Raw genomic sequence first — 26105 nt, 5'->3', positions numbered from 1 at the left:
CGATGATGTCACCAGGGCGCACCGGTAATACTGCTGTCACCTGGCATGAACTGCCTGGCGTCGTCAGGCATCTGGTAGAAGCGGGTCAGCATCAACAGTACGCCGGGTACGTCCAGCAGTTCTGTGTCAGACAATACCAGTTTGTCGCGAATACGCTCGCGCTGCATGAACATCCAGCCATCGTTGGTGTAATTGATAGCCTGGAAGTCCTCACCGTCCACGCCCCAGTGCGATGAGATCAATTCCTGTCCGATCTGGCCGTCCAGTCGGGCGAAAGGATAGAACCAGCGTTCATCGCGGGCGCCGGCCAGGTAGGTAATAATGTGGCCGTCTGGATAGTACCAGGCCTCATTGATGGTTCGGAAGCTAAAGGTGGCGGGGTTGCCGTTGGGCCAGTATAGCGTTTGACCACCGCGCGCCCAGCGGAAGGCCATGACCTGACCGTTAGGGTAGTAGATCGTGGTATCACGCCCTGGTCTGGCGACAAACAATTGCCCGTTCGGGAAATACCAGGCTGAATCGTAGAGGTCCGCCGACACTGAACGTCCATTTCCGTAGCGACTACTGAAGCGGGTGGTTTCCGTCAGCAACACGGGCTGGCAGGCCAGGCGGTTCAGCTCTCTCAGTTCGGTGTGCATGCTTGCCAGTTGCGGCTGACTGTCGTAGTCGGCAGGAAGCACGGCATTAACCGCCAGCATCTTGGCCATAAATTCCAGCGTGGCGCAGGCGCTGCTGACCGAGCGCGAGTCGGCCATTGCCACGCCGCTGCCGATCGTCATCAGGACGGCTCCCAATATTGCGCGCAGGTGTGTTTTGTTCATAACGTCATCCCTCAGATCCCGGCACCGGATACCGGTGCGTCAGTTGTCATGGACAGGGTATGACGTGCTCAATTAACGCCTGCTTAACGAGATAGCGTTTTAACCGTTTTTCCAGTGCAGAATGCCGCCGTGGATGTTGGCAACTTTGTCGTGGCCTGCTTCTTTTAAGATCCCCAGCGCCAGGGACGAGCGTTTTCCGGATCGACATAAAGTAACAACGGGCCGGTCACGTGGCACTTCTTCTATGCGCGTCCGGAGCTGGCTTAAGGGAATTGACACGGCATTGTTCAAACCATTCAGTGGTTCTTCCTGCTCATCCTCTTCGCGAACATCGAGAATGGTGACGGATGGTTGGTTCTGGATTACCCATTCTGGTTGCACTTCGGCAATGCCGGCAAATGTTATGCGGATATCGGCCCAGTCTGGTTCGTCTGGTAGTTGGCCGTCTGCGGGCATGCCGCTGCGCATATTGGCCGGCAAAGCTTCGTCTATTTTTTTTGGATGCGGCAACTGCATGGCTTTCATGTACTGCACAAAATCCCGTTCGTTGGCGCCGCCGCCGACACGAGGATTAAAGGCCTTTTCCTCCCCCACGGATGATCGGGTGCGACCGTTGTAATCGTGCGCCGGGTAAATCGCATAATCGTCGGGAAGTGTGAAAATCTGTTGTGTGATTGACCGGTACAGTTTTGCCGGATCACCCTGTTGAAAATCGCTGCGGCCGCACCCGCGGATCAGCAAAGTGTCACCGGTAAACACCATGCTGTGGTCAACCAGGACATAGGTGTTGCAGCCATCAGTGTGGCCTGGCGTTGCCCGGACTTCGAGAGAAATGCCGGAAACGCCAAAGTGATCGCCATGGTGCAATGGCATATCAACATGTTCGGCGCTGATGGCGACTGACGAGGCAATCTGACAGCCGGTTTTCTGTTTAAGCAACCACGCTGCGGTAATGTGGTCGGCGTGCGCGTGCGTGTCTGCGACGACCTTCAGGGTCAATCCCAGCTCCTGAATCATCGCCAGATCACGCTGGCATTGCTCAAAAACCGGATCAATCAGGATGGCTTCGCGTGTTTTTTCATCGGCGAGCAGATATGTGTAGGTCGATGACACTGCGTCATAAAGCTGTCTCAAAATCATGATTTTACTCCCTTTTTCTGGAATTGCAGAGGCGGATGCTGAATTGCCGATAATCCTAAGTTATTGATTACTATTGATTATATGTCATCTATAGAAAGTCGTTAGTGATCTTTTGTTGTCACGATTCTGACACGATTGCTGATCAACAATATCGCACCGCGGTAGTCCGGCTCTTGATCTGAAGCAGATTCGGACCGTTAGTGCCGCTCAGGTTTCGATTCAGTAGGTTATCGATAACGAATACCAATATCTTTGGTACAGGACCATAAAAAGGAGCGATTGTGAACATGAACATCAAAACAATTTTCAGCATCAGCCTGCTGGCAGCGGCAGTCACCGCATGTGATGGCGGCGGTGTGACACTGGCACCCTCAACGACTGTCACCAATTCCAACAATACCACCAACGAAGGCAGTAATGGCGGTAACGGCGGCACGACCAACCCTTGTGCCAGCTACACGCAGTCAGGTCAGACCCTGCAGGGCAGCTTCGAAGGCGGCAACTGCACATACTCGGCCACCTTTGTTGCTGACACGCGCCCGCTGACTACTGACCTGGTGATTAATGGTCTGCCTGATGATGGTTTGCATATTTTCGAAGACAGTCTGTTTGTCGGTCGAAATGTTAATGCCAACTCTGCCGCTCAGGGCGTAGAGATTCCACAGGATGGCGAAGGCCCCACACTGACAATTGGTGCTGGTGCCAAGCTCGCTTTCTTCAACTCGCAGGATTACGTGGTGATCAACCGCGGTTCACGCATCATTGCCGAGGGCACGCGTGATCGTCCTATCATTTTCAGTGGTGTGACCGACCTGCGTGATAACCAGGCGACTGAAGCCGACCGAGGTCTCTGGGGTGGTGTACAGATCAATGGTAATGGTCTGACCAACAAGTGCACCGATGCTGATCGTCAGGCGACGTCGAGCAACCCGCACAACTGTCACGTGGCTGCTGAAGGCAAGCCCAACAACTATGGTGGCAACAACAACGAAGAAAACTCGGGTGTAATGCGCTATGTGCAGATACGTCACGCCGGTTTCGAAGTAGTTGACGGTGACGAAGTGAATGGCCTGACATTTAATGCCGTTGGCTCTGGCACCACAGTCGAATACGTACAGACGTACACCACACTGGACGACGGTTTCGAAATGTTCGGTGGTGCAGTCGACGTCAAATACATCGTAGGCGTTAATGTCGGCGACGATGCATTCGATTATTCGGAAGGTTGGGCGGGTGATGCCCAGTTCGCATTGTTTGTGCATACCTCTGGCGGCAACCGCTGCATCGAGGCAGACAACACCGGTGGCAGCCAGCCGGATGATATCGCGCCATACACCAAAGGCCGCGTGTCAAACATGACCTGCATCACGTCAAACGTTGACACCAACGAAGGCACTGCGCCGACCTCCAAGGGCGACGCTGAAGGTCCGCTGTACCGCGAAGGTTCCTACTTCGAAATGTACAACTCGATCATTACCTCCAACGCGGACGGTATGGCCAGCAATGAGTGCATGGAGGTGACCAGCACGCAGACTATTGATGGCATCAATTCGGGTATCTCTGCAGCCAGTGGCAATGTTGTAGCGTGTACCGAAGCACTGAAAGCTGATGCTGGTTTCGATATACGTAGCTGGTGGGTTAATGGCGGCAATGCTGTAGTGGACGCCGCTGCCGACCTGCCTGCCAATGTCATCCAGGGTCTGAGCGCTTCTAACCCGACAGCCTACGTCACTGCGACAAACCTGACGGATGCCAATGGCGCTGCCATAAACGTCAGTGTGTTTGATGTGACGCGTCTGAATAACAACTTCGACGCAGCCTCTGCACCGGCGCTGGGTGGCTCGGGTAGCAGCTCCTTCTTCGAAGAAGTCGATTTCATCGGCGCAGTGAAAGAAGGTGAAGACTGGGTATCAGGCTGGACCACCGGCCTGTAACACCGCCGATTGTGTCCGATTTATGGACGCAGACTCACGGGGATAAGGCCGATCATGGACTTATCCCCGTTCGGGCTTAAAGATGCTGACAAAATTACAGGTTACGATCATGAAAAAACACATGCTTTGGCAGAAACGGGAACTGGCGCTGGCCGTCGCGTTGACAGTGTCTGGTGTTACCGCGGCGCCGTCGGTGTTCGCCCAGGATACAGGCGCTGCGCAAGCGGCACCCCAGATTGAAGAAATTGTGGTCTCCGGCAGATTACGAGATGCTGCGCGATCACTCATTATGGAGCGAATCGAGCAGCCGTTTGCTGCCGAAGTTGTTGGCATTGAGCAGATTTCGCGTGCCGGCGATTCCGACGTCGCTTCAGCGCTGCGCCGGGTTACTGGTTTGACCCTGGTGGATGGCAAGTTCATTTATGTGCGCGGTCTGGGTGAGCGATACTCCAGTGCCACGCTGAACGGCGCGGAGATCCCCTCACCTGAGTTGAGCCGCAACGTCATTCCGCTGGACTATATTCCGGCATCCATCCTGGAGTCGGTCAAAATCAGCAAAGCTTATTCAGCTGACCAACCGGCTGCTTTTGGTGGCGGTAATGTCAATATCCGTACCCGTGGTACGCCTGACGAACTGGTCTTTGATATTGGTGTAGGCACCGGCTGGAACACCGAGAATTCCGGCAAAGGTCTGCCCACTCTGGGTGATCAGGGCGCAATGCCTTCATCCATCATGCAGGCCCTGAACACGTACCAGGGCGACATCAGTCCGGCCAACATCACCCGCTTTGAGCATCCTGGCGGCGGCACGCCAACAGCAGCTCAGCAGGCAGAAGGCGTTGCAATCAACCGTGACCTGATGCTGGACCTGAATCGCAATATCGATATTGACCGTGAGACGGATCTGGATCCGGATCGCAACATTTCCGCCACCGCAGGTAATGCCTGGGATATCAACAATGATCTGTCTGTTGGTGCGCTGGCCAATGTTTCGATTGGCGAATCCAGCCGTAATTCGGATCAGTTTGAGCAGAACTTTACCGATCCGGAGCAATCGTTTCGCAACATCCAGCGTACCTTTAATAATGAAAACACGACTGCAGCGCTGAACCTGAGTCTGAACTATCAGGATCGCCACCGTATCGGCACGAATAGTTACCTGCTGCGTGACGACGAAGATCAGTCTTCAATTGTTCTGGGTTATAACTCGGACTTTCAGCAGGACAGCGGTCGTCAGCGCAAGACCAACATCACGCGTCTTGAGAAGCGGGAATTGGTCGTTAACCAGGTCACCGGCGAACACACATTTGAGCGTTACGACCTGGACTTCATGACTATCCCGGCGGTGTTCGATTTTATCACCAGCCTGGACGTCAACTGGTTCTATTCCGATGCTCGTGCCAGCACCGACGTACCTAATTCGTCCTCTGTGCAGGCCATCAATCAGCGCGACCCGGACACCGATGAGTTGTTGATGACTCAGGTCAATACCGGTTCCTCCGCCCAGTTCAGTTTTCTGAATCTGAATGATCAGGTGGAAAGCTGGGGTTATCAGGTTGACGCGCCGTTTGATCTCGGTTTTACCAACGGTACGTTTAGTGGTGGTTATACGCGCAGTCGAAAATCACGCGATTACCTGGGTTATACCGCCAATATCGTGATGGGCGCCCAGGGTCGTGATGGTAACCCGGCACAGGTTTTCAGCGATGATAATCTGTCTGATCTGACTAATGGTTTCTTCCTTGATATGGGCTCCAATTTCGGCACCGAAAGTTATCTTGCCGGTGAAACCAAGGCCGCCGCATTTGGTTCTGTTGATGCCTTCTTTATGGATAACTGGCGCGCCACTGTCGGTGTCCGCTGGGAAGACTTTACCCGCGGAGTGCTGCCGCTGGACCTGCTGGACTACAGCGGTCAGTCAATAAACGGCATCATCGAAGACATGCAAAGCGCAAACCAGACGTTTGCTGTGCGGGATGATGATTTCTATCCGGCTGCGGCTTTGACCTATATGCAGGATGGTTTTCTGGGTACCGAGAACTTCCAGGTGCGCCTGGGTTACGGTAAAACTGTGGTGCGTCCTGACCTGCGCGAGTACGCTGATATCACCTTCATTGATCCGGAGCTGAACGATCGCGTTGCGGGTAATCCGAACCTGAAGTTCTCTGATATCGACCATATCGACTTACGAACGGAATTGTTCTTCGACAACGGCGACAACATCACGGTGTCGCTGTTCTACAAGGATATCACCAACCCGATTGAGCGGGTCGAGCGTCCGGGACCACAGGATGCCCGTTTGCTCAGCTTTGAGAATGCGGAAGGTGGCGAAATCTACGGCGTTGAATTTGAAGGTCTGAAAGTTATCGGGGCCGGTTTCTTTGTCAGCGGCAACCTGGTGTTGAGTGATTCAGAATTGACGTTTACCGAAGCCAGTTCACAGACCAGCCTTAAGCGCCGCCTGACGGGCCATTCGGAGTACGTAGTTAATACCCAGCTGGGTTATGACTCAGAAAACGGTCAACATTCGGCATCCTTGTTGTACAACGTGTTCGGCGAACGCGTATTCTTTGGTGGCCGCTCGCCGTCGCCTGATGCGTTCGAAGATCCGTTCCATTCGCTGGATTTGACCTATTCGTATTTTCCTACGGACAATCTGACGTTACGCTTGCGCGCACAGAATCTGCTTAACGAGAACCGTGAATTTTACCGTGACGATGTGCGAATCATAGATGTAGAAAGCGGCGCCCGCCTGCGACTGGATCTGCAATGGAATCTGTAAGGTAACACCCGCTCCGCAACCCTGCGGAGCGGTCCGACATAGCCGGAAACGGCCGAGCGCGATCAGCATATTTGGGAGAGTATTCTGAACACGATCTATCAAAAAACTCGACAGAGTTTTGCCGCCGTGCTGCGCCCGGGTCTCACCGCGATAGTGATTGTCGCGATGCTGGTCTGGGCCGGTCACAGTCTGGCGCGACTTTTCTGGTTATTCATTCCTCTGCAGGTTTCCGAACAGGCCGGTACAGTATTGCCGTCCACCTCAACTGCGACGCGACGTAGCGGTCAACTGGACAGCGTTGACATCGCCTTTTTGCAGGAAAACTTCCGGCTTGGCGGTAGCACTGACGATGCTGCGTCCGGCACTGTATTAAATGACTCTGCTTTGACCACCAGCACCCGGCTTAGTCTGGTACTGCGCGGCGCGGTTGCCGGTAGTGACCCCGCGGGGTCGTCCGCCATTATTGCCAGCGGTGATCAGCAACGGGTCTATTTTATTGGTGATGAGCTGGAATTTACCACGCCAGGCGTTACGCTCGACAGCGTTCATGCCAACTATGTTGTGCTCAATAACAACGGTCGCCGTGAATCGCTGTGGATGTATGAAGCACAGGACCAATCCCAGACCACACCCACGTCCGCCTTGACGGGTGTGACAGCCGCGCAGCGCGTTAACACGCTGAGCCCTGATGCGTCGAGCACTGCGCAGCGTGAAGCGCGTGTTCAGATACGACTGTATCGCGACAACGGCACTGTCCGGGGTGTGCAGATCCGGGAAGATAGCGATGCGGCTTTGTTGAGTGCTGCCGGATTGCAGGTCGGCGATATTGTGACGGCGATTGACGGTGTTGCCATAACCGGCAGCAACGAGTTGTCTGCCTTGAACGCTCAATTCCAGGGCCGCGATCAGGTCAGTCTCGACCTGATACGCAATGGCGCAACAATGACCTTGGCGGTAAACCGTGACGCGTTTGCGTTCTGACGATAATACCAGGAACTTTTAATGATAAAGCAGACCCTAATGAATATCAGAATCCCTAGCGCTTCAGCGTTGCGTCGACGATCTGGCGGCCCTGTTCTGATGGCCCGGCTGATGTCAGTGCTGATGTTAGTACTCATGTTTGCGCTGGCGCCCGGTGCTATGTCTCAGGAGCAAAGCTGGACGCCGAATTTTCGGGAAAGCGACATTCTGGAAGTGATTCGTGCCGTGCAGGATGTCACCGGCAAGACCATGATCATTGATCCGCGTGTGCGTGGCCAGATCACGGTGATGAGCAGTGAACCGGTTGACGCGCAGGGCTACTATAGCATTTTCCTGCGTGCCCTCGACATAAACGGCTTCACGGCGGTGGAATCCAGCGACAACATGGTCAGTATCCTGCCCACGCAGGAGGCCCGCTCCGCACCGTTGCCGTTTGCCAACTATGATGCTGCCGACAGCAATCGTTATGTCACTGAAGCCATCCAGCTCGACAATGTCTCTGTTGCCGAGGTGCTGCCGGTGCTCAGGCCGCTGGTGTCGCAAAGCAATGGTCAGATGTCCGCTTATCCCAGCGGAAACATGATTGTACTGGTTGATACTGTGGCCAATATTGAACGTATTCGCCGCATTCTGGAACGTATTGACCAAACATCTATACCGGAAACGGAAATAGTCCGTCTGGAGTTCGCCGAGGCAGCCACCATCGTCGAGTTATTGCGGGAAATGAACGAAGACCCGCAAGTGGCTGACCAGGAATCGGCCAGCAACCGCCTGCAGATCAGCGCCGACCGGCGCACCAACTCGGTGTTGATCACCGGTGGTCAACGCCAGCGTGACAATATCCGGGATCTGGTCAGGCTGCTGGATCAGCCACGTGAACAAAGCGGCAATACCCGGGTTGTGTACCTGGAGTATGCTGACGCTACACGAATCGCCGAGGTTCTGAGTTCAGTGGTGCTTAACATGTTTGGTCTGGATGACAGTGAAGCGGCTGACAGTCAGGCAGGCAGGCGCGCAACCATTGAAGCGGACCCGGACAATAATGCGCTGATCATCACGGCAGGGCTCGATATCATCGACTCTTTGCTGGACGTGGTGCAGCGACTGGATATTCAACGTGCTCAGGTGCTGGTCGAGGCAGTCATCGTGGAGATAAACGACGACGTGGGCCAGAACCTGGGTATTCAATGGTTGTTCAGGGACGAAAGCGGCGCTTTTGCCAGCAGTTTTAATGCAGGCAACAATCTGGAGCAATTGAACGGGGTGGTTCAAGGCGCACTCAATGAAGACCGCACGGAAGCATTGACGGGTATCGCCGCCGGTCTTGCCGGTTCGGCCGGTCAGACCATCGGTCTGGGGCGCCTGGGCGGCAGCACCGATCTGCTGGCGTTGATTGACCTGCTGCAGGCCAACTCAGGGGCCAATATCCTGTCCACGCCGAACATTCTGACCACCGACAACACCGAGGCATTGATAACGGTAGGCGAAAGCGTGCCCTTCCTGACCGGTTCATTTACCACACCGGGCGGCAGTGGTGGCGCGGAGAATCCTTTCCAGACCATCAATCGTCAGAATGTAGGTACGACTTTGAGAGTCACACCGCATGTCAATCGGGGCGACCGCGTGGCACTGGATATAAGCCAGGAGATCTCCAGCATTTCGCAGAAAGCCGGCGCCGTTGATCTGATCACCAATGAGCGCAAGATTGAAACCCGGGTCACCGTGGCTGATGGCGAAACGGTGGTGCTGGGTGGTCTGATACGTGACAACGTGGTGCAAAGCGAAACCCGCGTGCCCCTGCTGGGCAGTATTCCCGGTGTGGGGAATCTGTTTCGCTCGCGCAGCAGTTCCGTGCAGAAGACCAATCTGCTGGTATTTATCCGGCCAACGATACTACGCAATGATGATGCTTTGCGCGGTGCCACCGCCGAAAAATATCAACTGATCCGTGATCAGCAGCTGCAACAGACACCGCTGCATGGTTTCCTGTTTGATGCCGGCGAATTGCCCGTGCTGCCGCCCTGGGAAAGTGTGTCGCCTGGCGCTTCCAGCACAGAATCGGATACCGGGGGGCAGCCTTGAGCGAACAGACAGCCTTGAGCGAAGAGACAGCCTTGAGCCAACAGCCTGCCCAAGCCACGGACTTTACCCTGCTGCCCTATGATTTTGCAGACACCCATGGCGTCATCGTCGACGAAGGTGTGGTTTACCACAGACCCGGATTGACAGTGCCCGTGCTGATGGAGCTGCGGCGTGTGCTGGGACAGCCATTCGCGCCGGTCGCTCTGGACGCAGACAGCTTTCAGCAGCAGCTGACGCGCCTGTATCAAAGTGGCGCCGATGCGGCCCAGCGGGCGGCCGATGAGCTGGGCGACGATTTTGACCTGGGCGCGTTGGTTGATGATATTCCGAAAAACAGCGACCTGATGTCAGGTGCCGACAATGCCCCGGTTATCCGTTTGATCAATGCCGTGCTGTCGCAGGCGGTCCGCGAAAAAGCCTCCGATATTCATATCGAGCCGTTTGAACACAAAGTGTCAGTGCGCTTTCGTGTCGACGGCGTACTCAGGGACGTGCTCGCCCCGAAAGCGGAGCTGGGCCCGGTGCTGGTGTCGCGTCTGAAAGTCATGGCGCGTCTGGATATTGCCGAAAAGCGCCTGCCGCAGGATGGCCGCATCAGTGTGCGGCTGGCCGGGCACGCCGTGGATATCCGTGTGTCCACCATACCGTCGTCGTTTGGTGAGCGCGTGGTGCTGCGTTTGCTGGATCAGGCCGCCGGTCAACTGGACCTGGAACAACTGGCGATGCCGGCGCAGGTCTATCAGGCCTTCAGCCGTGCCCTGCAGAAGCCGCATGGCATCATCCTGGTCACCGGGCCTACCGGGTCGGGCAAAACCACGACCCTGTATGCCGGGCTGCACCATATCAACAATCGTCAGCGCAATATTCTCACCATTGAAGATCCGGTGGAGTATCTGCTGCCCGGCATCGGTCAGACCCAGGTCAATACCAAGGTCGACATGAGTTTTGCCCGCGGCCTGCGCGCGATTCTGCGGCAGGATCCGGATGTGGTGATGGTCGGTGAAATCCGGGACCAGGAAACCGCTGCGATTGCCGTGCAGGCATCGCTCACCGGACATCTGGTGTTATCAACCCTGCATACCAATACTGCCATTGGTGCCGTCACCCGTTTGCAGGATATGGGCATAGAGCCCTTCCTGCTGTCGTCCAGCATCGAGGTGATTCTGGCGCAGCGCCTGGTGCGTTGTTTGTGCAGGCAGTGCCGCGAACCGGTGGCAACGGACCTCAGTGAGCAGCAACGCTTTGGACTGCCAGCTGGGTCGGTGGTGTATCGCGCGCCAGGCTGTGAGGCCTGTAATCAGAGCGGATATAAAGGCCGAACCGGTATCTACGAATTGATAGAAATTGATGAGGAGCTGCGCCGCCTGATTCATGATGGCGCTGGCGAACAGACCATGCTGGCGCATCTTCGCGCCACCAGTCCGGCCATCGACGAACATGGCCGACAGCGTGTGCTGGCCGGTGACACCAGTCTGGAAGAAGTATTACGGGTGACAACATGGTCGTAACGGTCAGGTTGATGTCGTTGGCAGGGGCTGGTTAGTCATGGCGTCATTTACTTATCAGGCACTCGATGCTGAGGGCAAACGCGTCAATGGCGTGATGGAAGGCGATGGCGAGCGGCAGGTGCGGGCGCGGCTGCGCGCACAAAAACTGAAACCACTGGCGGTGACGTCGGGCAAGGCGCCGGCAGCAACAGCCGGGCTGGCCAGCCTCTTTAAGCGGCAACAACGCTTGACCATCGCCGAGTTGTCGCTGGTCAGTCGGCAGCTGGCATCGCTGATCCAGTCCGGTTTGCCGCTGGATGAAGCCCTGCAGATCAGCGTTCGTCAGAGCCGCAGCATTCGCGTGAAAACCCTGTTGTCGCAGGTGCGTTCGCGGGTATTGGAAGGGCACACGCTGGCGCAGGCCATGGGCGAGCACCCGGCGGCGTTTGATCGCATGTACTGCGCCATGGTCCGCGCTGGTGAGTCAGCTGGTTTTCTCGGTGAAGTCATGGAGCGCCTGGCCGAGTATACCGAAAGCGGTCAGCAGTCCCGGCAAAAATTGCAGATGGCACTGATCTATCCGTTCGCGCTGTTGGGTGTCAGTGTGCTGGTGGTGACTCTGCTAATGACATTTGTGGTGCCGCGCCTGGTCAGCATGTTCGCCAGCTCGAACCGGGAACTGCCTGGCCTGACCCGAGGCCTGATCGCGGTCAGCGATTTCATGTCATCGGGTTGGGCACTCCTGTTGCTGGCATTGTCAGTCGTAGCGGTAGCCGGGTTTCGCTGGCGCCTGCGGCAGGCAGGCGCACGAATGCGCTGGCATAGATTTCTACTGCGGGTGCCGGTGCTCAGCGAGATATTCAGACAAACCGACAGTGCCCGTTTTGCGTCGACTCTGGCTATCCTGTTGAGCAGTGGTGTGCCGTTGCTGGAGTCGGTGCGCATTGCCGCGCAGGTGCTGGACAATGAGGTCATGCGTGCCGCCACAGAGGAACTGGCAATGCGCGTGCAGGAAGGTGGCAGTTTCAGCAAAAGCATGCAGCAGGCTGATGTTTTTCCACCACTTTTGGTGCAGATGGCAGCCAATGGCGAAGCCAACGGTACGCTGGCCAGACAACTGGCCTATGCCGCCAACAATCAGGAGCGCGAGTTGCAGATGCGCCTGGGCACCACCATGGCCTTGCTGGAGCCGCTGACCATTGTCCTCATGGGCGGGCTGGTCACTCTGATTATGCTGGCGGTGTTGCTGCCAATATTCGACATTAACACCCTGATCTGAGGGTTTGGGATTTAGTTGACGGGGAAACAGAGAGTATGCAAATGAAATGGGTAGCAGGAAAGTCAATTGCCGGTCAGCGCGGTTTCAGCCTGATCGAAATACTGGTGGTGCTGGTCATCATGGGGCTGCTGATCAGCATCATCGCGCCCAATGTACTGGGCCGCGCCGATGAAGCACGTGTGCAAAAGGTGTTCGCCGATTTCAGCGCTATCGAGACTGCGCTGAGAATGTATCGCCTGGACAACTATGCCTATCCCAGCAGCGAGCAGGGGCTTAGTGCACTGGTAGAGCAACCCACGCTGGCGCCGGTGCCGGCGAACTGGAAAAGTGATGGTTACCTGGAATCGTTGCCAGTAGATCCCTGGGGCAGTCCTTATCTTTATCTGAATCCGGGTCAGAACGGGCCTTATGACATCTTTACCTATGGCGCCGATGGCACCCGTGGTGGCGACGGTCAGAACGCAGACTACGGCAACTGGCAGGACGCGGAATAACACGTGGTTTCAGGCACGACAGCGATGATGAGCAAGACGCGGGGTTTCAGTCTGATCGAGATGCTGGTGGTGATGACCATCATGGGTCTTATTGTCAGCGTGGTGACTCTGTCGTCGGGTGTCCTGTCCCCGTATTCGTCTGACGGCAACGATGACTCAGCAGAGGTATTCGCTGACAAGTTGATGTTGTTGATGTCAACCGCATCGGCCGAAGCGATTCTCAGCGGTGAGCCGTTGGCGTTGAGCTTTGCCATATCTGCGGCAACGGAAGAGGAAGGTGTTGCGGTGTCATGGTTGCGCTATGGCAGACCGGCTGGCGGATCCGTGCGCACCCGACAGCCGGTCTGGCAGCCGGTGTCAGCGGACACTGGTTTGCAGGCGCTGCCATTGGCCACGGCCATCAGCAGTGATCTGGTTATTGAGGGCGAATTGATCGATCCGCATTCGTTTGCCAGCAGCGCTGCAGTGCCGGTCCTGGTGTTTTATCCCACTGGCGAAACCACTGGTTTCAGCTGGACTCTGGCGCGGGACGAGCAGAGCATCACCTTGACCAACGCCGCTACGGGTGAGATAGAAAGGAGGCAGCCGTGAGGTTACCGCCGGATTCACAGGGCTTCACTCTGGTCGAGGTTATGGTGGCACTGTTTGTGGTTGCTGTGGCGCTACCTGCCCTGATGTTCCAGTTGGGTACTCAGCTCAGCAGCACTGAGGTCTTGCGCGACAAGTCGATTGCATCGTGGGTGGCACAGGATCAGTTGGCGATTCATAAATTACAGTCTGCTGGCAGTGCTGCGGGTGAACTGCAGGGCGAGCGGCAACTGGCGGGGCGCGAATGGCCATGGTCCCTGACCACAGAGGCAACACCGGTGCCCGGTATGGTGCGGCAGACAGTCAGTGTTTACCCGGACGTCACGGCACGGCAACGGCAGCGCGATGCGTTTGTCGTGATCACTGCGTTTGCCAGCGAGTCAAACGCTAATGAGGTGCAATAGCATGATCGCACCGGTCGCCCAGCGTGGTTTTACCCTGATCGAATTGTTGATTGCAATGGCCTTGACCGTGTTGATAGGCGCCATGTCATACCGTTTTCTGGACACCGCAATGGCGGTATCGGAACAGGGTGAAGAAGCTCTGCAACAGATCAACGAACTGGAGCGTGTGTGGTTGCTATTGGCGGCCGATCTGGAACAGGCCAGTAGCCGCTCAGCGGCCAGGCCTGCTACCGGTGTAGACGCGCTGGCAGCCACCGATTATCTGCCACAGGGCAGACCGGCCATGCTGAGTCAGTCGGGCGCGGGTGTATCTTTGCCGGCTACGCTGCAGCGGCCGGGTGCGATGTTGTGGTTTGTGCGCGCAGGCTGGAGCAACCCGCTACAACAACAGCGCTCCGAATTACAGCGAGTGGCCTACCGCCTTGATGATGGCAGTCTGTATCGGGACTTCTGGCCGGAACGCAATCAGAGCCTGACTGAGGCCGCCGCAGGCAGCCTGCTGCTGCTTCAGGACGTGGAGGCGTTAAGTTTCCGCTTCCTGCCCATCGGCAGCACGCCGGTTGAGGATGCCTGGCTCTCCGAGTGGCCACCGGTTATACCTGCGGGTGAGGATTCAGAGGCCGCAACCGGCGGTGATGAACTGGCGTCTCGATTACCCGCCGCGGTTGAGGTGCGACTGCTTAGCGCGGCGCTCGGAGAAGTGCGAAGGATATTTTTGTTGCCGGGGGCATCATGAGCCGTGTATTAAACGCCAGGATAGATGCGCCGGGTCGCAGTCGTGGCAGTGCGCTGATATTGGCGCTGCTGGTTGCCGGTCTGGTTGCCGTGCTGGCAGTGCAGTTTGCCCAGGCGTTTGTATTGCAGGCGAATCGCACCGAGAACGGGCTGTTGCAGGCGCGTTTTACGTCTTACCTGCACGGTGCTGAAACGCTGGCAGCCGAGGTACTTGCCCGTGATGGTATGGAGTCACCGGTTGATCACCTGCAGGAAGCATGGGCCGCACAGTTGCCGCCGTTCCCGACCGACGACGGCTGGTTGGAGGTGCAATTGCTTGATGCCCAGGGATTGTACAACATTAATAATCTGACGGTGAAAAGTGCCTACCACGACGATCTGTCAGCACCGCCAGCGCAACGTTTCAGTGAAATGCAGAAGCAGTTTATTCGCCTGCTGCAGAGTTTTGCCGACTACCCGCTGAGCGAAGCCGAGGCCATTGAAATAACCGAAGCGGTGATCGATTGGCTGGATGAAGACGATCAGACCGGCGGACCGGGAGGTGCCGAATCGCTTTATTACAGCGCGGAGCCGATAACGATGAACGCGGCCAATCAGTTCGCCTCCGATGTCAGCGAATTGGCACTGGTGCGGCATATGAACTCGGCGCTGCTGACCCGAATGCGGCCGCTGCTGACGGCTTTGCCAACGGTCACGGCGTTGAATATCAATACCGCTGCGCCCGACGTGCTGGCAGTGATCAATGCCGGGCAAAACCTGCAGCCATTGCCTCCAGAGACGGTATCGGCGCTGGCGCAGCATCGGGCGCAGTCCGCTCTCAGTGAAACTGCGGCGCTGGCCATGGTGCCGGCGTTGCAGGGCATCGGCGCAGACATTGTCATGAGTGAAAGCAACAGCAGTGGCGCGGACGAGCAGGGTCAAAGCCGGCCGTATGGTGTTGCCAGTCAATACTTTGTTGTCTACGCCAGCGCCACTATCGGTGACCGCTCCCGGCATATGACAGCGCTGTTGAAACGTGATGAAACCGGTGTGCGCACCGTATCCAGAACTTATGGTTTATAGCACGACAGGAAGATTTTATGTCTGATTTATGGGTAATGGCAGCCGTCAGTGATGCTGAACAATTCCCTTATCGTTGGCGCCACTGCGAATCGGGCGAACAGGGTATGTGTGCGCTGCCAGAACTGGCAGCGCGCTGGCCGGAAGCTACTGTAACGCTGCTGGTATCAGGCATTGACTGTCCCAGCCGGCGCATGGCGTTCAAGCCAGAAGAAAAAAGTCACCTGGCGCGATTGCTGCCCTACCAACTGGAAACCGAGCTTGCCCAGGACATTGGTGGACTTCATATTGCGTTGGGTGCTGCTGCATCGGCAGGCAAAAGCGATGATGTTGAAAACTCACCCGACGTCATTCTGTCCTATATAGACAGACGTACCCTGAGTGTGCAGATCACTGCGTTGGAGAGTGCCGGCTTTGATGTCAGGCATTGTTACGCCGAACCGTTGTTGCTGCCGGCAACTGAAGCCTGCTGGATTTTTCGCCTTGTCGGTGAACAGGTTGATATCAGCTGGGGACACGGCTGTGCAGCGAGCGTGGATGCCGCCATGCTGCCGACATTTTTGGCTGCACTGCAACATGGGGCGGCTGCCGCGCCGCAATCGCTGCGGCTTCAAGGTCTGACCGACGCTGACCTGGAGCGACTGGGCGCCCTGGTAACAGCCTCAGCATGGATGCAAGGCACAAGACCCGAGATGCGCAGCGAGCGCCTGCAATGCGCGTGGGACGGCATTGAAGGCGCTGGCAGCCCCGCCGCCCGGGTTTCGGCGAGTATTCCCGATTTGCGGCAGGGGGCGTTTGTTCGTCCGCTGCGCTGGCGCAAATACTGGCGACCGGCGCGCGTCCCGCTGCTTGCTGCAGTGCTGGCGGCGGTAGCGTTCGCAGTCGTATCGGTGATCGAAACCCAGTTGAACAATCAACGTTTCCGCAATCTGCAACAGGAAATTGAATCGGTGTACCGGGAGGCGGTACCAGCGGGTGTTCTGGTGGATGCGGAACAACAACTACGCGCACAACTGGGACAGCTGGGTAGTGGGTCCCGAGGCGCCAGTGTATTGGCCATGTTGAACAAGATTACGCCGCAGTTGTCGCAGAATACGCAGATCAGCATCAATCGCCTGAGCTTTAACGGCGCCAACACAGCCGGCTCACAAAGTGAACTGCAGCTCAGCATAGAAGCGGCCAGCAACACCGATATTCTGCAATTCAGTGAGCAGCTCAATGGCAGTGGCCTGCAGGCGCGGGCACAGAACATGACCCAGGCTGGCAGTCGGCAGCAGGCCAGCATGATCATTACGGAGGTTGCGCCATGACAGCGACAAAGCCGGGGCATTGGTTCAGTCAGAAGACATCCCGCGAGCAGCTGGTCCTGCTGGCCGGCGTTGGTGTGGTAATGTTGTATCTGATCTGGCTGCTATTGTGGCAGCCAATGTTACAGGCACGGGAGTTGTCCGCTCAGCGGGTTGCCAGCGCCGAACAGTCATTGCTTGTCGTCCGCGGCCTGGCACAGGAACTTGCCGATGCCCGTGAGAACCCGGCATCCGGTGGGGTAGCAGGGTCCGGCAGTCTTGCGCAAACACTGGATGAGTCGGCATCAGCATTGGGGCTGCGCATCGCGTCTCTGGAGCCGGCAGCGGACAATTCGTCGGTCTCGGTTCGCCTTAATGATGTTGGTATGGCGGCTGTACTGGCGTGGCTGTTCGAAATAGAGCGCACTGGCACTATGAGCATTGATTCGTTGACCATGGCACCCGTGCCAACGCCCGGCAATGTTGCGGTCAGTTTGCGTTTGCGTGGTACCTGAACCGATGAAATACAAACTTCTTTTTGTGGTCTTGCTGTCAGCCCTGATCTGGGTAGTGGTGCTGGCCCCCGCGCACATCATGGTGCGGCTGCTACCGGCCCATACTCCCCTGGTGTTACAGGGCATCACAGGTCGTATATGGGCGGGTGCCGTGCTGCAGGCAGGGCTGGTCGATGATGACGGGCTGCTGGCGCAGGGGCGGCTTGACTGGCGCGTCAGGCCACTGTCATTGTTGCGGTTGTCGCCCTGTGTTGATTTCAGTATAGATTACGACGCTGCACAGGCATCCGGTGCCAGTGCATCAGTCGGCGTTGTTGCCGGTCTGGCATGCGTCTCAAGCGATGGTACCGTGTCCATGCGCGACGTCATTTTCGATCTGCCGGCCGACATATTTCTGCGTTCACCGGACCTGCGTCTGGGCGGTGAGATCTCCGGTCAACTGACAACGCTGGAATGGCGGTCGGGTTTGCTGCTGGATTTAAAAGGCGAAGGTTTGTGGACCGATGCCAGGATTCTGTCTGATCAGTTGACTATGTCGTTGCAAACGCTGCCCTTTAATTTTCGTCGGGAGAGCGATGCCAGTCTGGTCCTGCACCTGGACAACAGCGACCTGCTGACACAACATCAGGACATTCCCTTGCACATTTCCCTGCAGTCGACAGTGTCGTTTGGCGGTGATTTTTTCACCCGGGCACAACTGAAGACGCAGCCACAAACGCCCGATGATGTGGCCGAGTTATTGAATGTGCTGGCTGAACCGACAGGTCCCGGCGAATTTACATTGGAGCTGCGCAGTCAGAATATCTGACCAGGGCAGGACGGTGTCTGGCCCGCTGGCAAAGATCGGTGTGCACCAATCTCCAATTGGTTAGCCCAGTGAAAAGAAAAATCCCGCTATGGCTGCGCTCATCAGATTGGCCAGTGTCGCTGCCAACAGCGCTTTCAGACCAAGTTCGGCAATGTCGCTGCGCCGGTTTGGTGCCATACCACCGATGCCGCCGAGCAGAATGGCAATGGATGCGAAATTGGCAAAACCGCACAGCGCAATGGTGACGATTACCTGGGTCTGCTCGCTCAACTGGTCCCTGACCTGAGCGAAGTCGAGATACGCGACAAATTCATTGATCACCAGCTTCTGGCCGATAAAACTGCCCGCCTGCCGGGCCTCATCCCACGGAACACCCAGCACGAATGCCAGCGGCTGGAACACAGTCCCAAAAAGGCCTTGCAGGGTCAGGTTTTCGATACCCACCCAGTTGCCTATACCGCCGAGTATGCCGTTAAGCAAGGCGATGAGTCCAACAAACGCCAACAACATCGCGCCCACGTTGAGTGCCAGATGCATGCCGCTGGATGCGCCTGCGGCTGCGGCGTCAATGACGTTGATGTGGGGTTTTTCCATGTTGATTTGAGAGAGGTCGTTTTTGGGTTCATCGGTTTCCGGCAGGATCAGTTTTGCCATCAGGAATCCACCAGGTGCAGCCATGAAACTGGCCGCAATCAGGTACTTCAGGTCAACGCCAATGCCGGCGTAACCGGCCATTACGGAGCCGGCAATGGACGACAGGCCGCCTACCATGACGGCAAACAATTCCGAGCGCGTCATGGTAGGTATGAACGGGCGGACCATCAAAGGCGCTTCGGTTTGGCCGACAAAAATGTTGGCGGCGGCAGACATGGACTCCGGGCGGCTTGTGCCCAGCAGTTTCTGCAAAGCGCCACCAATAATGCGAATTGTCCAGGTCATGATGCCGATGTGATACAGCACCGAGATCAGCGACGAAAAGAACACAATGATGGTCAATACGTGAATGGCAAACACAAAACCTTGCGAATAGTCCCCCAGTTCGCCGAAGATAAAGATAATGCCGGCATTGGCATAGCCGAGAACATTGCTGACCACCCCGGAGATGTTGTACAGCACGTCCTGACCAAAGGGAATATATAACACAAACGCTGCTATCGACAGTTGCATGGCAAACGCGCCGCCGACGGTGCGCCAGTTAATACGACTGCGATGGGCCGAAGCTGCGTATGCCAGCAGCAACAGAAACAATATGCCCAGTAGTCCCATCATATGTCCGGTAGTCCCATCATATGTATAGCCCGTTGCTATTCAGTGCTCAGTTGGCGGATTTTGGTTTTAATGATATCAATGGCAACCTGATTGCGACCGCCACCGGTAACCACGAGATCGGCATGTTGTCGTGAAGGTGCGATAAATTCGAAATATGCCGGTCTGACCGTGGTTTCATATTGTGCCATGACTGAATCAAGCGTTCTTCCGCGCTCGACCGTATCGCGCTTCATTCGGCGCAGCAGGCAGATATCCAGAGGTGTATCCATGAACACACTGATGTCAAATTCATCGCGTAGTTTCGCTGCCGTGAGCAGCAGAATACCTTCCACCAGAATAACGCTGGCCGGATGTACGCTGATGGTTTCCGTTTGTCGGGTATGGGTTTTGTAGTTGTACTGCGGCATTGCAATACTGTGTCCCTGTCTGAGTGCTTGCAAATGCCTGGCCAGCAGTTCGTGTTCGAATGCAGCAGGATGGTCGTAGTTGGTCAGGGTGCGTTGTTCCAGAGACAGGTGGCTCTGGTCGCGATAGTAGGCATCTTCGGACAGCATCGCGATGCATTCCCCACCGAGCTCGGCAACAAGCTCCTGATAGACTGTGGAGGCAAACAGGCTCTTGCCGGACGCCGAGGGTCCGGTGATGGCAATAATGCTTGTTGTTGACACTGATCCGCCTGCAAGTTGAGTGAGTGCACGGGAACTGTTGATGATTATGGCGAATTCTGTGCGCTATAGGAATACGCAAAGGCGATCGATGGGTAAGGTGATTGACTCACAGCCTGCTAGTTTGGAGCATTGACAGGCTTGGCTGGATCATTGACAGTGATGCCGGCGCGCAACAGCGCGTCTCGCAAAGTCACAGCAAATGCAACCGCGCCAGGTGTATCCCCGTGGATGCACAGTGTCTGCGCCGATACAGTGACAATGCTACCGTCGATAGCGGCAATTCGCCCGCTCTCAATGATATCCAGTGCCTGCCGCGCAGCGACCTGCGGGTCATCGATGACCGACCCCGGTTGTGTTCTTGGCACCAGGCTGCCATCGGAGCAGTAGCGGCGATCAACAAAGGCTTCTTCCAGTGTATGCAGGCCTGCTTCCCGGCTCGCCCGGACCAGTTCGCTGCCGGCCAGACCGACCAGTGTCAGCGTTTTGTTGAAGTCATGCACAATGCCGGCCAGCGCTGTAGCCAGGTGTCGGTCCCGGGCGGCGTCATTGTACAGAGCGCCGTGGGGTTTGACGTGATTCAGCTCACCGCCTGCCGAATGAACCAGATCCTGAAGCCAGGTCAGCTGTTGCCGAATGGTATCCTGCAGCTGCACGACGCTCAGGCGTTGTGAAACCCGGCCGTGGTTCAGACGGTCCGGATACGAGGGATGAGCACCAATTTTGACATCGTGCAGCAAGGCGAGCCTGATGGCGCTGGTAATGTCATCAGCTTCGCCGGCATGGGCGCCGCAACTGATATTTGCCGATGACACCAGGGCCAGCAATTCTGCATCAAATGCACCACCTTCGCCGAGGTCGGCGTTCAGGTCTATGGTTCTGGCAGATGTCATGTCGGCCAGCCCAGCCACAGTTCCAACTGGTTGAGCTTGAGTGTCTGGGCCGCTGCCAGTGCCCGGGCGTCGTCGAGACTGACCTGCATGAAATTGATGACGGTGCCCGGAGACAGGTATGCCAGTTGCCACAGATCGGCAGTAACAACACTGGCGATATGCGGGTAGCCTCCGGTGGTCTGGCCATCGCTGGCGAGGACAATCGGTTGGCCGTCAGGTGGCACCTGGATGACGCCGGGTACCACACCACTTGATGGCCGGACTTGCGGTTGCAGCAGTTTCAGGCGTTCACCATTCAGTCGCAATCCTGTTCGATTGCTAAGCGGCGTCACTTGCCATTCGGTATGCCAGAGCGCCGAATGACTGCGGTCGGTAAATGCGTCGTAATCCGTGCCGGGCACAGTGCGAAGTGTCATGGTCGCTGGCGCCTGCCGGATACCGTGAGACCGGGTACCTTTGGCGGATTGTGGGGAGTTAGCGGATTGCTGGGAGATAGTGCCAACCGGCAACATGTCCCCAGCACGCAGGGTTCTGCCTTGATAACCGCCAAAACCGCTGTTGAGATCCGTACTGCGAGAACCCAGCGCCATCGGCACATCGATACCACCCGCGACGGCTATGCAGCTGCGTTGACCCGGCTCGGCCGTAGCCTGGCAATGTATGCGGTGTCCGGCCGGGATATCATGGATAAAACCTGGCGCAAGATAATCCCGGATGCTGTGTTTGCCATCGGGCGTCATCAATTGTACCCGCATATCGGTACCCATCAGCACGATCTGAATAGCCTGATGTGCCTTGAACCAGCACGGACCGAAGCTCACTTCCAGGCCAGCGGCACCGATCGGGTTGCCCAATAACAGGTTGGCTGCCATCAGCGCCGGTGCGTCCATCATGCCCGCCATCGGGATGCCAAGGTGGCGCAAGCCAACCCGACCGGTATCCTGCACTGTCAGCATTGGCGAAGCCCGCAAAACTTCAATCATGACAAGGCCTCCACGGACACAAAACGCACCCGGTCTCCGGGCCTGAGCAGGCAGGGCGGATCACCCTGGGGGTCAAACATTCTAATGTTGGTGTGGCCTATGATGTGCCAGCCGCCCGGTGTTGCTGACGGATAGATGCTGGTGTAAATACCACCTATGGCAACGGCGCCGGCAGGAATGCGGGCCGCTGGTGTCTTTTTGCGGGGAATAGCCAGGGCCGGGTCCAGGCCGCCAAGATAAGCAAAACCTGCCATGAAACCCAGACATTGCACCAGATACTCCGGTGCACAATGCCGTGTGACAATTTCTTCCATTGCCAGGCCGGTGTGGCGTGACAGGTGCGGCAGGTCGGGGCCGTTTTTGCCACCATAGCTGACCGGAATCTCGATCAGTGCCGACTCTGCGCTGAGCTGATCGCAGTCCTGCCACAAGGATTCCGCGCGCTGCAACAGTTGCTCGGTGTTTGTGCTGCGCTTCATCACCAGTAACAGATTGCCCGGACCGGGCGCGACCTCTTGCAGCATGGGTGCGCTGTCAGGGTCATTGCGTAAGGCGTGCGCCAGCTGGCAGATACGAATCTGCAAAGCCTGATCCGGCTCAACTGTCTTATCAGACCTTACCTGTTTATCTGGCGTTATCTGCGCATCCGGCGCATCGGCGTCAAACGGAGGTACGGGGTCGATGAAGCTCAACAGAATTGCGCTTTCATTGACATAACTTATACTGGGTTCTGGTATGCTCATAGCGTCACTCTAATCCAGCTTCAGGGGTAATCACAAATGACAAATAGGAAATCGTCAGGAATTGTCAGAATTTTTGTTGTCCTGCTAATCAGCACGCTCGGTTTCGGCTGCAGCGCCGTCCAGGCGCAACAGGCGTTATTGCCCGAAGGTCAGACCATGATAAGCCTGTCGGTGACAGAGCGCATCAGCGTGGCGCAGGATCTGGTTATCGCCAGTTTGCGTATCGAGGTCGAGGATCGTGATGCATCGGCGGTACAGAATCGTATCAATGCCGCTATGGAGCAGGCTCTGCAGCGTGCCCGGGATGTCGATGAGGTCAGCCAGAGCACCGGCTACTACAATGTCTATCAATACGACCGGCAGCCGGAAGGCGGTCGCGCTGAAACTCTGTGGCGTGGTTCCCAAAGCCTGACGCTGCAAGGCAAAGATGCGCAGGCCCTGCTGACGCTGGCAGGTGAGTTGCAGGAAATGGGGTTTCTGATGAATCAGTTGTCCTATCAGCTGAGCACGGAGCGCGCCGATGAGGTTCGGGACTCGTTGATGGAAGCTGCCATCGCCCGTGCGACGCAGAAGGCAGAACGTGCCGCCGCGGCGTTGGGTAAGTCACGGGTTGATATTGCCGTGCTGGATGTTGATACCTCTTCCGACTATCCGGCACCCATGATGATGCGTGCGATGGCGGATACGGGTAGCAGGGAGATGACGCCACCCAGCGCGGAGCCGGGCGAAACCGAGGTTACGCTGAATGTGCGCGTGCAGGCTGTTGCGCAATAAGGCACAGACGCTGGGGCGCTAGCTGACCGAACGGACGCTCTTCTGCGCTTGCGCCGGGCCTTGAGGCTGTTTATGCTCATATCACTGACAAACAAAGCCATAACAAACAGAAGAACAGGACTAAGGTTTATGCGTATTCAGACTCGGGCTCCAGGGCCTGCCCGCCGCCATTTTTTGTATAACCGCTCACTGCTTGGCCTGTTGGCCGCCGGGTTACTGGCGGCCTGCTCGACTGAACAGGACGCCGCTGAATCTGTGACCGAAACGGCGGACCGGGCGCTGGCAGCTGGCAGCGAGACGCGCAGCCCGATACAGCCGGTTGACGCCACCCGAATCACCGGTGCGGCCGACAACAACAGTGACTGGCTGACCCATGGCCGCACGTACGCCGAAGATCGCAACAGCCCACTCGATCAGATCAATCGCGACACCGTGGCGGACCTGGGCATGGCCTGGGATTTTGAGCTGGACACCGACCGTGGTCAGGAGGCAACTCCATTGGTCATCGATGGGGTGATTTATCTGACCTCGGCCTGGAGCAAGGCGTTTGCCCTGGATGCACGCACCGGCGAGGAGTTGTGGCGCTACGACCCCGAGGTGCCGCGTGAATATGCCGCCAACGCCTGCTGTGATGTGGTCAACCGGGGCATGGCGGCCTGGGGTGACAAGGTTTATTTTGGCGCGCTTGATGGCCGCCTGATCGCGCTGGACCGGGAAACCGGTGATGTGGCCTGGTCAACGGTGACGGCAGATCCTGAGCAACGCTACACCATCACCGGGGCGCCACGGATCATCGATGGCAAAGTCATTATCGGCAACGGAGGTGGCGAACTGGGTGTGCGCGGTTATGTGTCAGCCTATGACGCGGAAACTGGGGATATGGTCTGGCGTTTTTACACGGTGCCGGGCAACCCGGCCGATGGTTTTGAAAACGCAGCCATGGAAATGGCGGCGGAAACCTGGGCCGGTGAGTGGTGGCAGATCGGTGGCGGTGGCACAGCCTGGGACTCCATGGCCTACGATCCGGAGCTGAACCTGCTTTACGTTGGCATTGGCAACGGCAGTCCGTGGAACCACGAGATTCGTTCCAACGGTGAGGGCGACAACCTGTTCCTGTCCTCCATTGTGGCGCTGCGCCCTGATACCGGCGAATATGTCTGGCACTTCCAGACCACGCCTGCCGAATCCTGGGACTACACGGCGACTCAGCACATGATTCTGGCCGATCTGGAGATTGATGGCGAACAGCGCGAAGTCATCATGCAGGCGCCCAAGAATGGTTTCTTTTACGTGATTGATCGTGCCACCGGCGAATTCATTTCCGGTGAGAACTATGTCGAGATTAACTGGGCCAGCGGGCTGGACGCGGTCACCGGGCGCCCCATTGAGGCTGAAGTGGTGCGTTACCAGCGTGACCCCGCGGTAGTCATTCCTGGGCCACTGGGCGGCCACAACTGGTACCCGATGTCCTTTGATGCCGACACCGGCCTGGTCTATATCCCGACCCAGAATACCTCCTATGTGTTCTCTAATCCGGATGAATTTGTTGAACAGACGGTGGGCTGGAACCTGGGCCAGGATGCCAACCCGGGCGCGCCGGTGAATCCGGAAGAGGCCGATCGGATCCTGCAGATGTCACCGTCAGCCCTGCTCGCCTGGGACCCTGTGGAACAGCGCGAAGTCTGGCGCGTGAACTATCCGGTGTATGGTAACAGTGGCTTGCTGTCGACCGGGGGCGGTCTGGTGTTCCAGGGTTCCGCCGACGGCGTGTTCCATGCCTATACTACCGACACTGGTGAACGGCTGTGGTCACATGAAGTGGGTGATGCCATTCTGGGCGGACCGGTTACCTATGAGCTGGACGGTGAGCAGTATGTGCTGGCGCTGGCCGGTCAGGGCGGCGCGATTTCGCTGACCATGGGCCGTTTGTCCGGCAATTATCCGCGCGAGCGTAATGGTCGTCTGATGGCGTTTAAACTGGGCGCTGACATGCAGAGCCCGGTGGTGACGGTGACCCCGCCCGAGCCGCTGGACGTGTCCGGAGCCGAGAGCAGCGGTGACGCCGACTACGGCGCCATCATGTATGGTGCTTACTGTTCTGTGTGTCATGGCCCGTTTGGCATGACCTCGGGTCCTATCCCTGATTTGCGCTACACGCCGATGATGCTGAGTGAAGAGGGTTTTGCCAGCATTGTGCTGGAGGGTAGTCTGTCCAGCCGGGGTATGCCGGGTTTCGCCGCTGATATTGGTCCGGCTGAAGCCGAAGGTATTCGCGCTTACCTGCTGGAGCTGGCAGCGTCGGTGGCCAACTGATTCCTCTGCGGCTAACAACGGGTGCCGCCCTCTCACGGTGAAGGTGTTGTGTTGATGCCTGGACGACGTC

The 26105-nt window shown here is 57.0% G+C and carries 23 protein-coding genes; 16 read left to right on the top strand and 7 right to left on the bottom strand.

Annotation, left to right across the window (positions count from 1 at the left end; translation table 11 throughout):
• Positions 1-8 precede the first annotated feature (8 nt).
• Both WD071_RS13050 and WD071_RS13045 read right to left on the bottom strand, forming a co-directional pair.
• Positions 9-821 (bottom strand): hypothetical protein, encoded by an 813-nt coding sequence (locus WD071_RS13050; protein ID WP_368048820.1) that lies wholly within the window; start codon positions 819-821, stop codon positions 9-11.
• 99 nt (positions 822-920) lie between these two features.
• Complete coding sequence (locus WD071_RS13045; RefSeq protein ID WP_368048819.1) at positions 921-1961, bottom strand: MBL fold metallo-hydrolase; 1041 nt, start codon at positions 1959-1961, stop codon at positions 921-923.
• 287 nt (positions 1962-2248) lie between these two features.
• Between WD071_RS13045 and WD071_RS13040 the strand changes: the two genes are divergently transcribed.
• From WD071_RS13040 to gspN, 14 genes are all read left to right on the top strand, one after another.
• Entirely contained in the window at positions 2249-3895 is a 1647-nt protein-coding gene (locus WD071_RS13040; RefSeq protein WP_368048818.1) for a hypothetical protein, read from the top strand.
• A gap of 109 nt (positions 3896-4004) precedes the next feature.
• Positions 4005-6677, top strand: coding sequence for a TonB-dependent receptor (locus WD071_RS13035; protein WP_368048817.1), 2673 nt, complete (start codon positions 4005-4007; stop codon positions 6675-6677).
• Between the two features lie 126 nt (positions 6678-6803).
• Positions 6804-7658 (top strand): type II secretion system protein N, encoded by an 855-nt coding sequence (locus WD071_RS13030; protein ID WP_368048816.1) that lies wholly within the window; start codon positions 6804-6806, stop codon positions 7656-7658.
• A 39-nt stretch (positions 7659-7697) separates the two neighbouring features.
• On the top strand, positions 7698-9740 hold the full coding sequence (gene gspD, locus WD071_RS13025; protein ID WP_368048815.1) for a type II secretion system secretin GspD: 2043 nt from the start codon (positions 7698-7700) through the stop codon (positions 9738-9740).
• A complete protein-coding gene (gspE, locus tag WD071_RS13020) occupies positions 9737-11248 on the top strand; it encodes a type II secretion system ATPase GspE (protein ID WP_368048814.1) in 1512 nt (503 codons plus the stop codon). The genes gspD and gspE overlap by 4 nt, the downstream gene beginning before the upstream one ends.
• 37 nt (positions 11249-11285) lie before the next feature.
• A complete protein-coding gene (gene gspF, locus WD071_RS13015; RefSeq protein WP_368048813.1) occupies positions 11286-12506 on the top strand; it encodes a type II secretion system inner membrane protein GspF in 1221 nt (406 codons plus the stop codon).
• A gap of 41 nt (positions 12507-12547) precedes the next feature.
• The gene (gspG, locus tag WD071_RS13010; protein ID WP_368048812.1) at positions 12548-13000 is read left to right on the top strand and encodes a type II secretion system major pseudopilin GspG; all 453 of its coding nucleotides are present in this window, start codon (positions 12548-12550) and stop codon (positions 12998-13000) included.
• 24 nt (positions 13001-13024) lie between these two features.
• A complete protein-coding gene (locus WD071_RS13005; protein WP_368048811.1) occupies positions 13025-13591 on the top strand; it encodes a Tfp pilus assembly protein FimT/FimU in 567 nt (188 codons plus the stop codon).
• Complete coding sequence (gene gspI, locus WD071_RS13000) at positions 13588-13992, top strand: type II secretion system minor pseudopilin GspI (RefSeq protein WP_368048810.1); 405 nt, start codon at positions 13588-13590, stop codon at positions 13990-13992. The genes WD071_RS13005 and gspI overlap by 4 nt, the downstream gene beginning before the upstream one ends.
• A 1-nt stretch (position 13993) precedes the next feature.
• A complete protein-coding gene (locus WD071_RS12995; protein ID WP_368048809.1) occupies positions 13994-14728 on the top strand; it encodes a type II secretion system protein GspJ in 735 nt (244 codons plus the stop codon).
• Complete coding sequence (gene gspK, locus WD071_RS12990) at positions 14725-15789, top strand: type II secretion system minor pseudopilin GspK (RefSeq protein WP_368048808.1); 1065 nt, start codon at positions 14725-14727, stop codon at positions 15787-15789. Before WD071_RS12995 ends, gspK begins: the two co-directional genes overlap by 4 nt.
• A gap of 17 nt (positions 15790-15806) precedes the next feature.
• Complete coding sequence (gene gspL / locus WD071_RS12985) at positions 15807-17096, top strand: type II secretion system protein GspL (RefSeq protein WP_368048807.1); 1290 nt, start codon at positions 15807-15809, stop codon at positions 17094-17096.
• Entirely contained in the window at positions 17093-17587 is a 495-nt protein-coding gene (gspM, locus tag WD071_RS12980) for a type II secretion system protein GspM (protein WP_368048806.1), read from the top strand. The genes gspL and gspM overlap by 4 nt, the downstream gene beginning before the upstream one ends.
• Before the next feature lie 4 nt (positions 17588-17591).
• On the top strand, positions 17592-18395 hold the full coding sequence (gspN, locus tag WD071_RS12975; RefSeq protein ID WP_368048805.1) for a type II secretion system protein N: 804 nt from the start codon (positions 17592-17594) through the stop codon (positions 18393-18395).
• A 60-nt stretch (positions 18396-18455) separates the two neighbouring features.
• On the opposite strand, the gene WD071_RS12970 is transcribed toward gspN, so the two are convergent.
• From WD071_RS12970 to pxpB, 5 genes are all read right to left on the bottom strand, one after another.
• Complete coding sequence (locus WD071_RS12970) at positions 18456-19664, bottom strand: NupC/NupG family nucleoside CNT transporter (RefSeq protein ID WP_368048804.1); 1209 nt, start codon at positions 19662-19664, stop codon at positions 18456-18458.
• A 35-nt stretch (positions 19665-19699) separates the two neighbouring features.
• Positions 19700-20332, bottom strand: coding sequence for a uridine kinase (gene udk, locus WD071_RS12965; protein ID WP_368048803.1), 633 nt, complete (start codon positions 20330-20332; stop codon positions 19700-19702).
• Positions 20333-20448: 116 nt separating this feature from the next.
• A complete protein-coding gene (gene pxpA, locus WD071_RS12960; RefSeq protein ID WP_368048802.1) occupies positions 20449-21222 on the bottom strand; it encodes a 5-oxoprolinase subunit PxpA in 774 nt (257 codons plus the stop codon).
• Positions 21219-22205, bottom strand: a complete 987-nt coding sequence (locus WD071_RS12955; protein WP_368048801.1) for a biotin-dependent carboxyltransferase family protein — start codon at positions 22203-22205, stop codon at positions 21219-21221. The genes pxpA and WD071_RS12955 overlap by 4 nt, the downstream gene beginning before the upstream one ends.
• The gene (gene pxpB, locus WD071_RS12950) at positions 22202-22948 is read right to left on the bottom strand and encodes a 5-oxoprolinase subunit PxpB (RefSeq protein WP_368048800.1); all 747 of its coding nucleotides are present in this window, start codon (positions 22946-22948) and stop codon (positions 22202-22204) included. Before pxpB ends, WD071_RS12955 begins: the two co-directional genes overlap by 4 nt.
• A gap of 36 nt (positions 22949-22984) precedes the next feature.
• On the opposite strand from pxpB, the gene WD071_RS12945 reads away from it, so the two are divergent.
• Positions 22985-23722 carry an SIMPL domain-containing protein gene (locus tag WD071_RS12945; RefSeq protein WP_368048799.1) on the top strand — a complete coding sequence of 246 codons (738 nt, stop codon included), beginning with the start codon at positions 22985-22987 and terminating at the stop codon, positions 23720-23722.
• 129 nt (positions 23723-23851) lie between these two features.
• Positions 23852-26035 carry a PQQ-dependent dehydrogenase, methanol/ethanol family gene (locus WD071_RS12940; RefSeq protein WP_368048798.1) on the top strand — a complete coding sequence of 728 codons (2184 nt, stop codon included), beginning with the start codon at positions 23852-23854 and terminating at the stop codon, positions 26033-26035.
• Positions 26036-26105 lie beyond the last annotated feature (70 nt).

It is taken from the genome of Pseudohongiella sp. (assembly GCF_040877505.1).
Classification (GTDB): Bacteria; Pseudomonadota; Gammaproteobacteria; order Pseudomonadales; family Pseudohongiellaceae; genus Pseudohongiella.
This window is presented reverse-complemented; position numbering and strand designations above follow the sequence as displayed.

Coding starts and splice junctions, on each gene's coding strand:
- WD071_RS12955 (WP_368048801.1), bottom strand. CDS start 22,205: ATGATTGAAGTTTTGCGGGCTTCGCCAATGCTGACAGTGCAGGATACC.
- gspG (WP_368048812.1), top strand. CDS start 12,548: ATGAAATGGGTAGCAGGAAAGTCAATTGCCGGTCAGCGCGGTTTCAGC.
- WD071_RS13040 (WP_368048818.1), top strand. CDS start 2,249: ATGAACATCAAAACAATTTTCAGCATCAGCCTGCTGGCAGCGGCAGTC.
- pxpA (WP_368048802.1), bottom strand. CDS start 21,222: ATGACATCTGCCAGAACCATAGACCTGAACGCCGACCTCGGCGAAGGT.
- WD071_RS12945 (WP_368048799.1), top strand. CDS start 22,985: ATGACAAATAGGAAATCGTCAGGAATTGTCAGAATTTTTGTTGTCCTG.
- gspF (WP_368048813.1), top strand. CDS start 11,286: ATGGCGTCATTTACTTATCAGGCACTCGATGCTGAGGGCAAACGCGTC.
- gspN (WP_368048805.1), top strand. CDS start 17,592: ATGAAATACAAACTTCTTTTTGTGGTCTTGCTGTCAGCCCTGATCTGG.
- WD071_RS12970 (WP_368048804.1), bottom strand. CDS start 19,664: ATGATGGGACTACTGGGCATATTGTTTCTGTTGCTGCTGGCATACGCA.
- WD071_RS13045 (WP_368048819.1), bottom strand. CDS start 1,961: ATGATTTTGAGACAGCTTTATGACGCAGTGTCATCGACCTACACATAT.
- gspM (WP_368048806.1), top strand. CDS start 17,093: ATGACAGCGACAAAGCCGGGGCATTGGTTCAGTCAGAAGACATCCCGC.
- gspK (WP_368048808.1), top strand. CDS start 14,725: ATGAGCCGTGTATTAAACGCCAGGATAGATGCGCCGGGTCGCAGTCGT.
- gspD (WP_368048815.1), top strand. CDS start 7,698: ATGAATATCAGAATCCCTAGCGCTTCAGCGTTGCGTCGACGATCTGGC.
- gspL (WP_368048807.1), top strand. CDS start 15,807: ATGTCTGATTTATGGGTAATGGCAGCCGTCAGTGATGCTGAACAATTC.
- pxpB (WP_368048800.1), bottom strand. CDS start 22,948: ATGAGCATACCAGAACCCAGTATAAGTTATGTCAATGAAAGCGCAATT.
- WD071_RS13005 (WP_368048811.1), top strand. CDS start 13,025: ATGATGAGCAAGACGCGGGGTTTCAGTCTGATCGAGATGCTGGTGGTG.
- WD071_RS13035 (WP_368048817.1), top strand. CDS start 4,005: ATGAAAAAACACATGCTTTGGCAGAAACGGGAACTGGCGCTGGCCGTC.
- WD071_RS12995 (WP_368048809.1), top strand. CDS start 13,994: ATGATCGCACCGGTCGCCCAGCGTGGTTTTACCCTGATCGAATTGTTG.
- WD071_RS13050 (WP_368048820.1), bottom strand. CDS start 821: ATGAACAAAACACACCTGCGCGCAATATTGGGAGCCGTCCTGATGACG.
- WD071_RS12940 (WP_368048798.1), top strand. CDS start 23,852: ATGCGTATTCAGACTCGGGCTCCAGGGCCTGCCCGCCGCCATTTTTTG.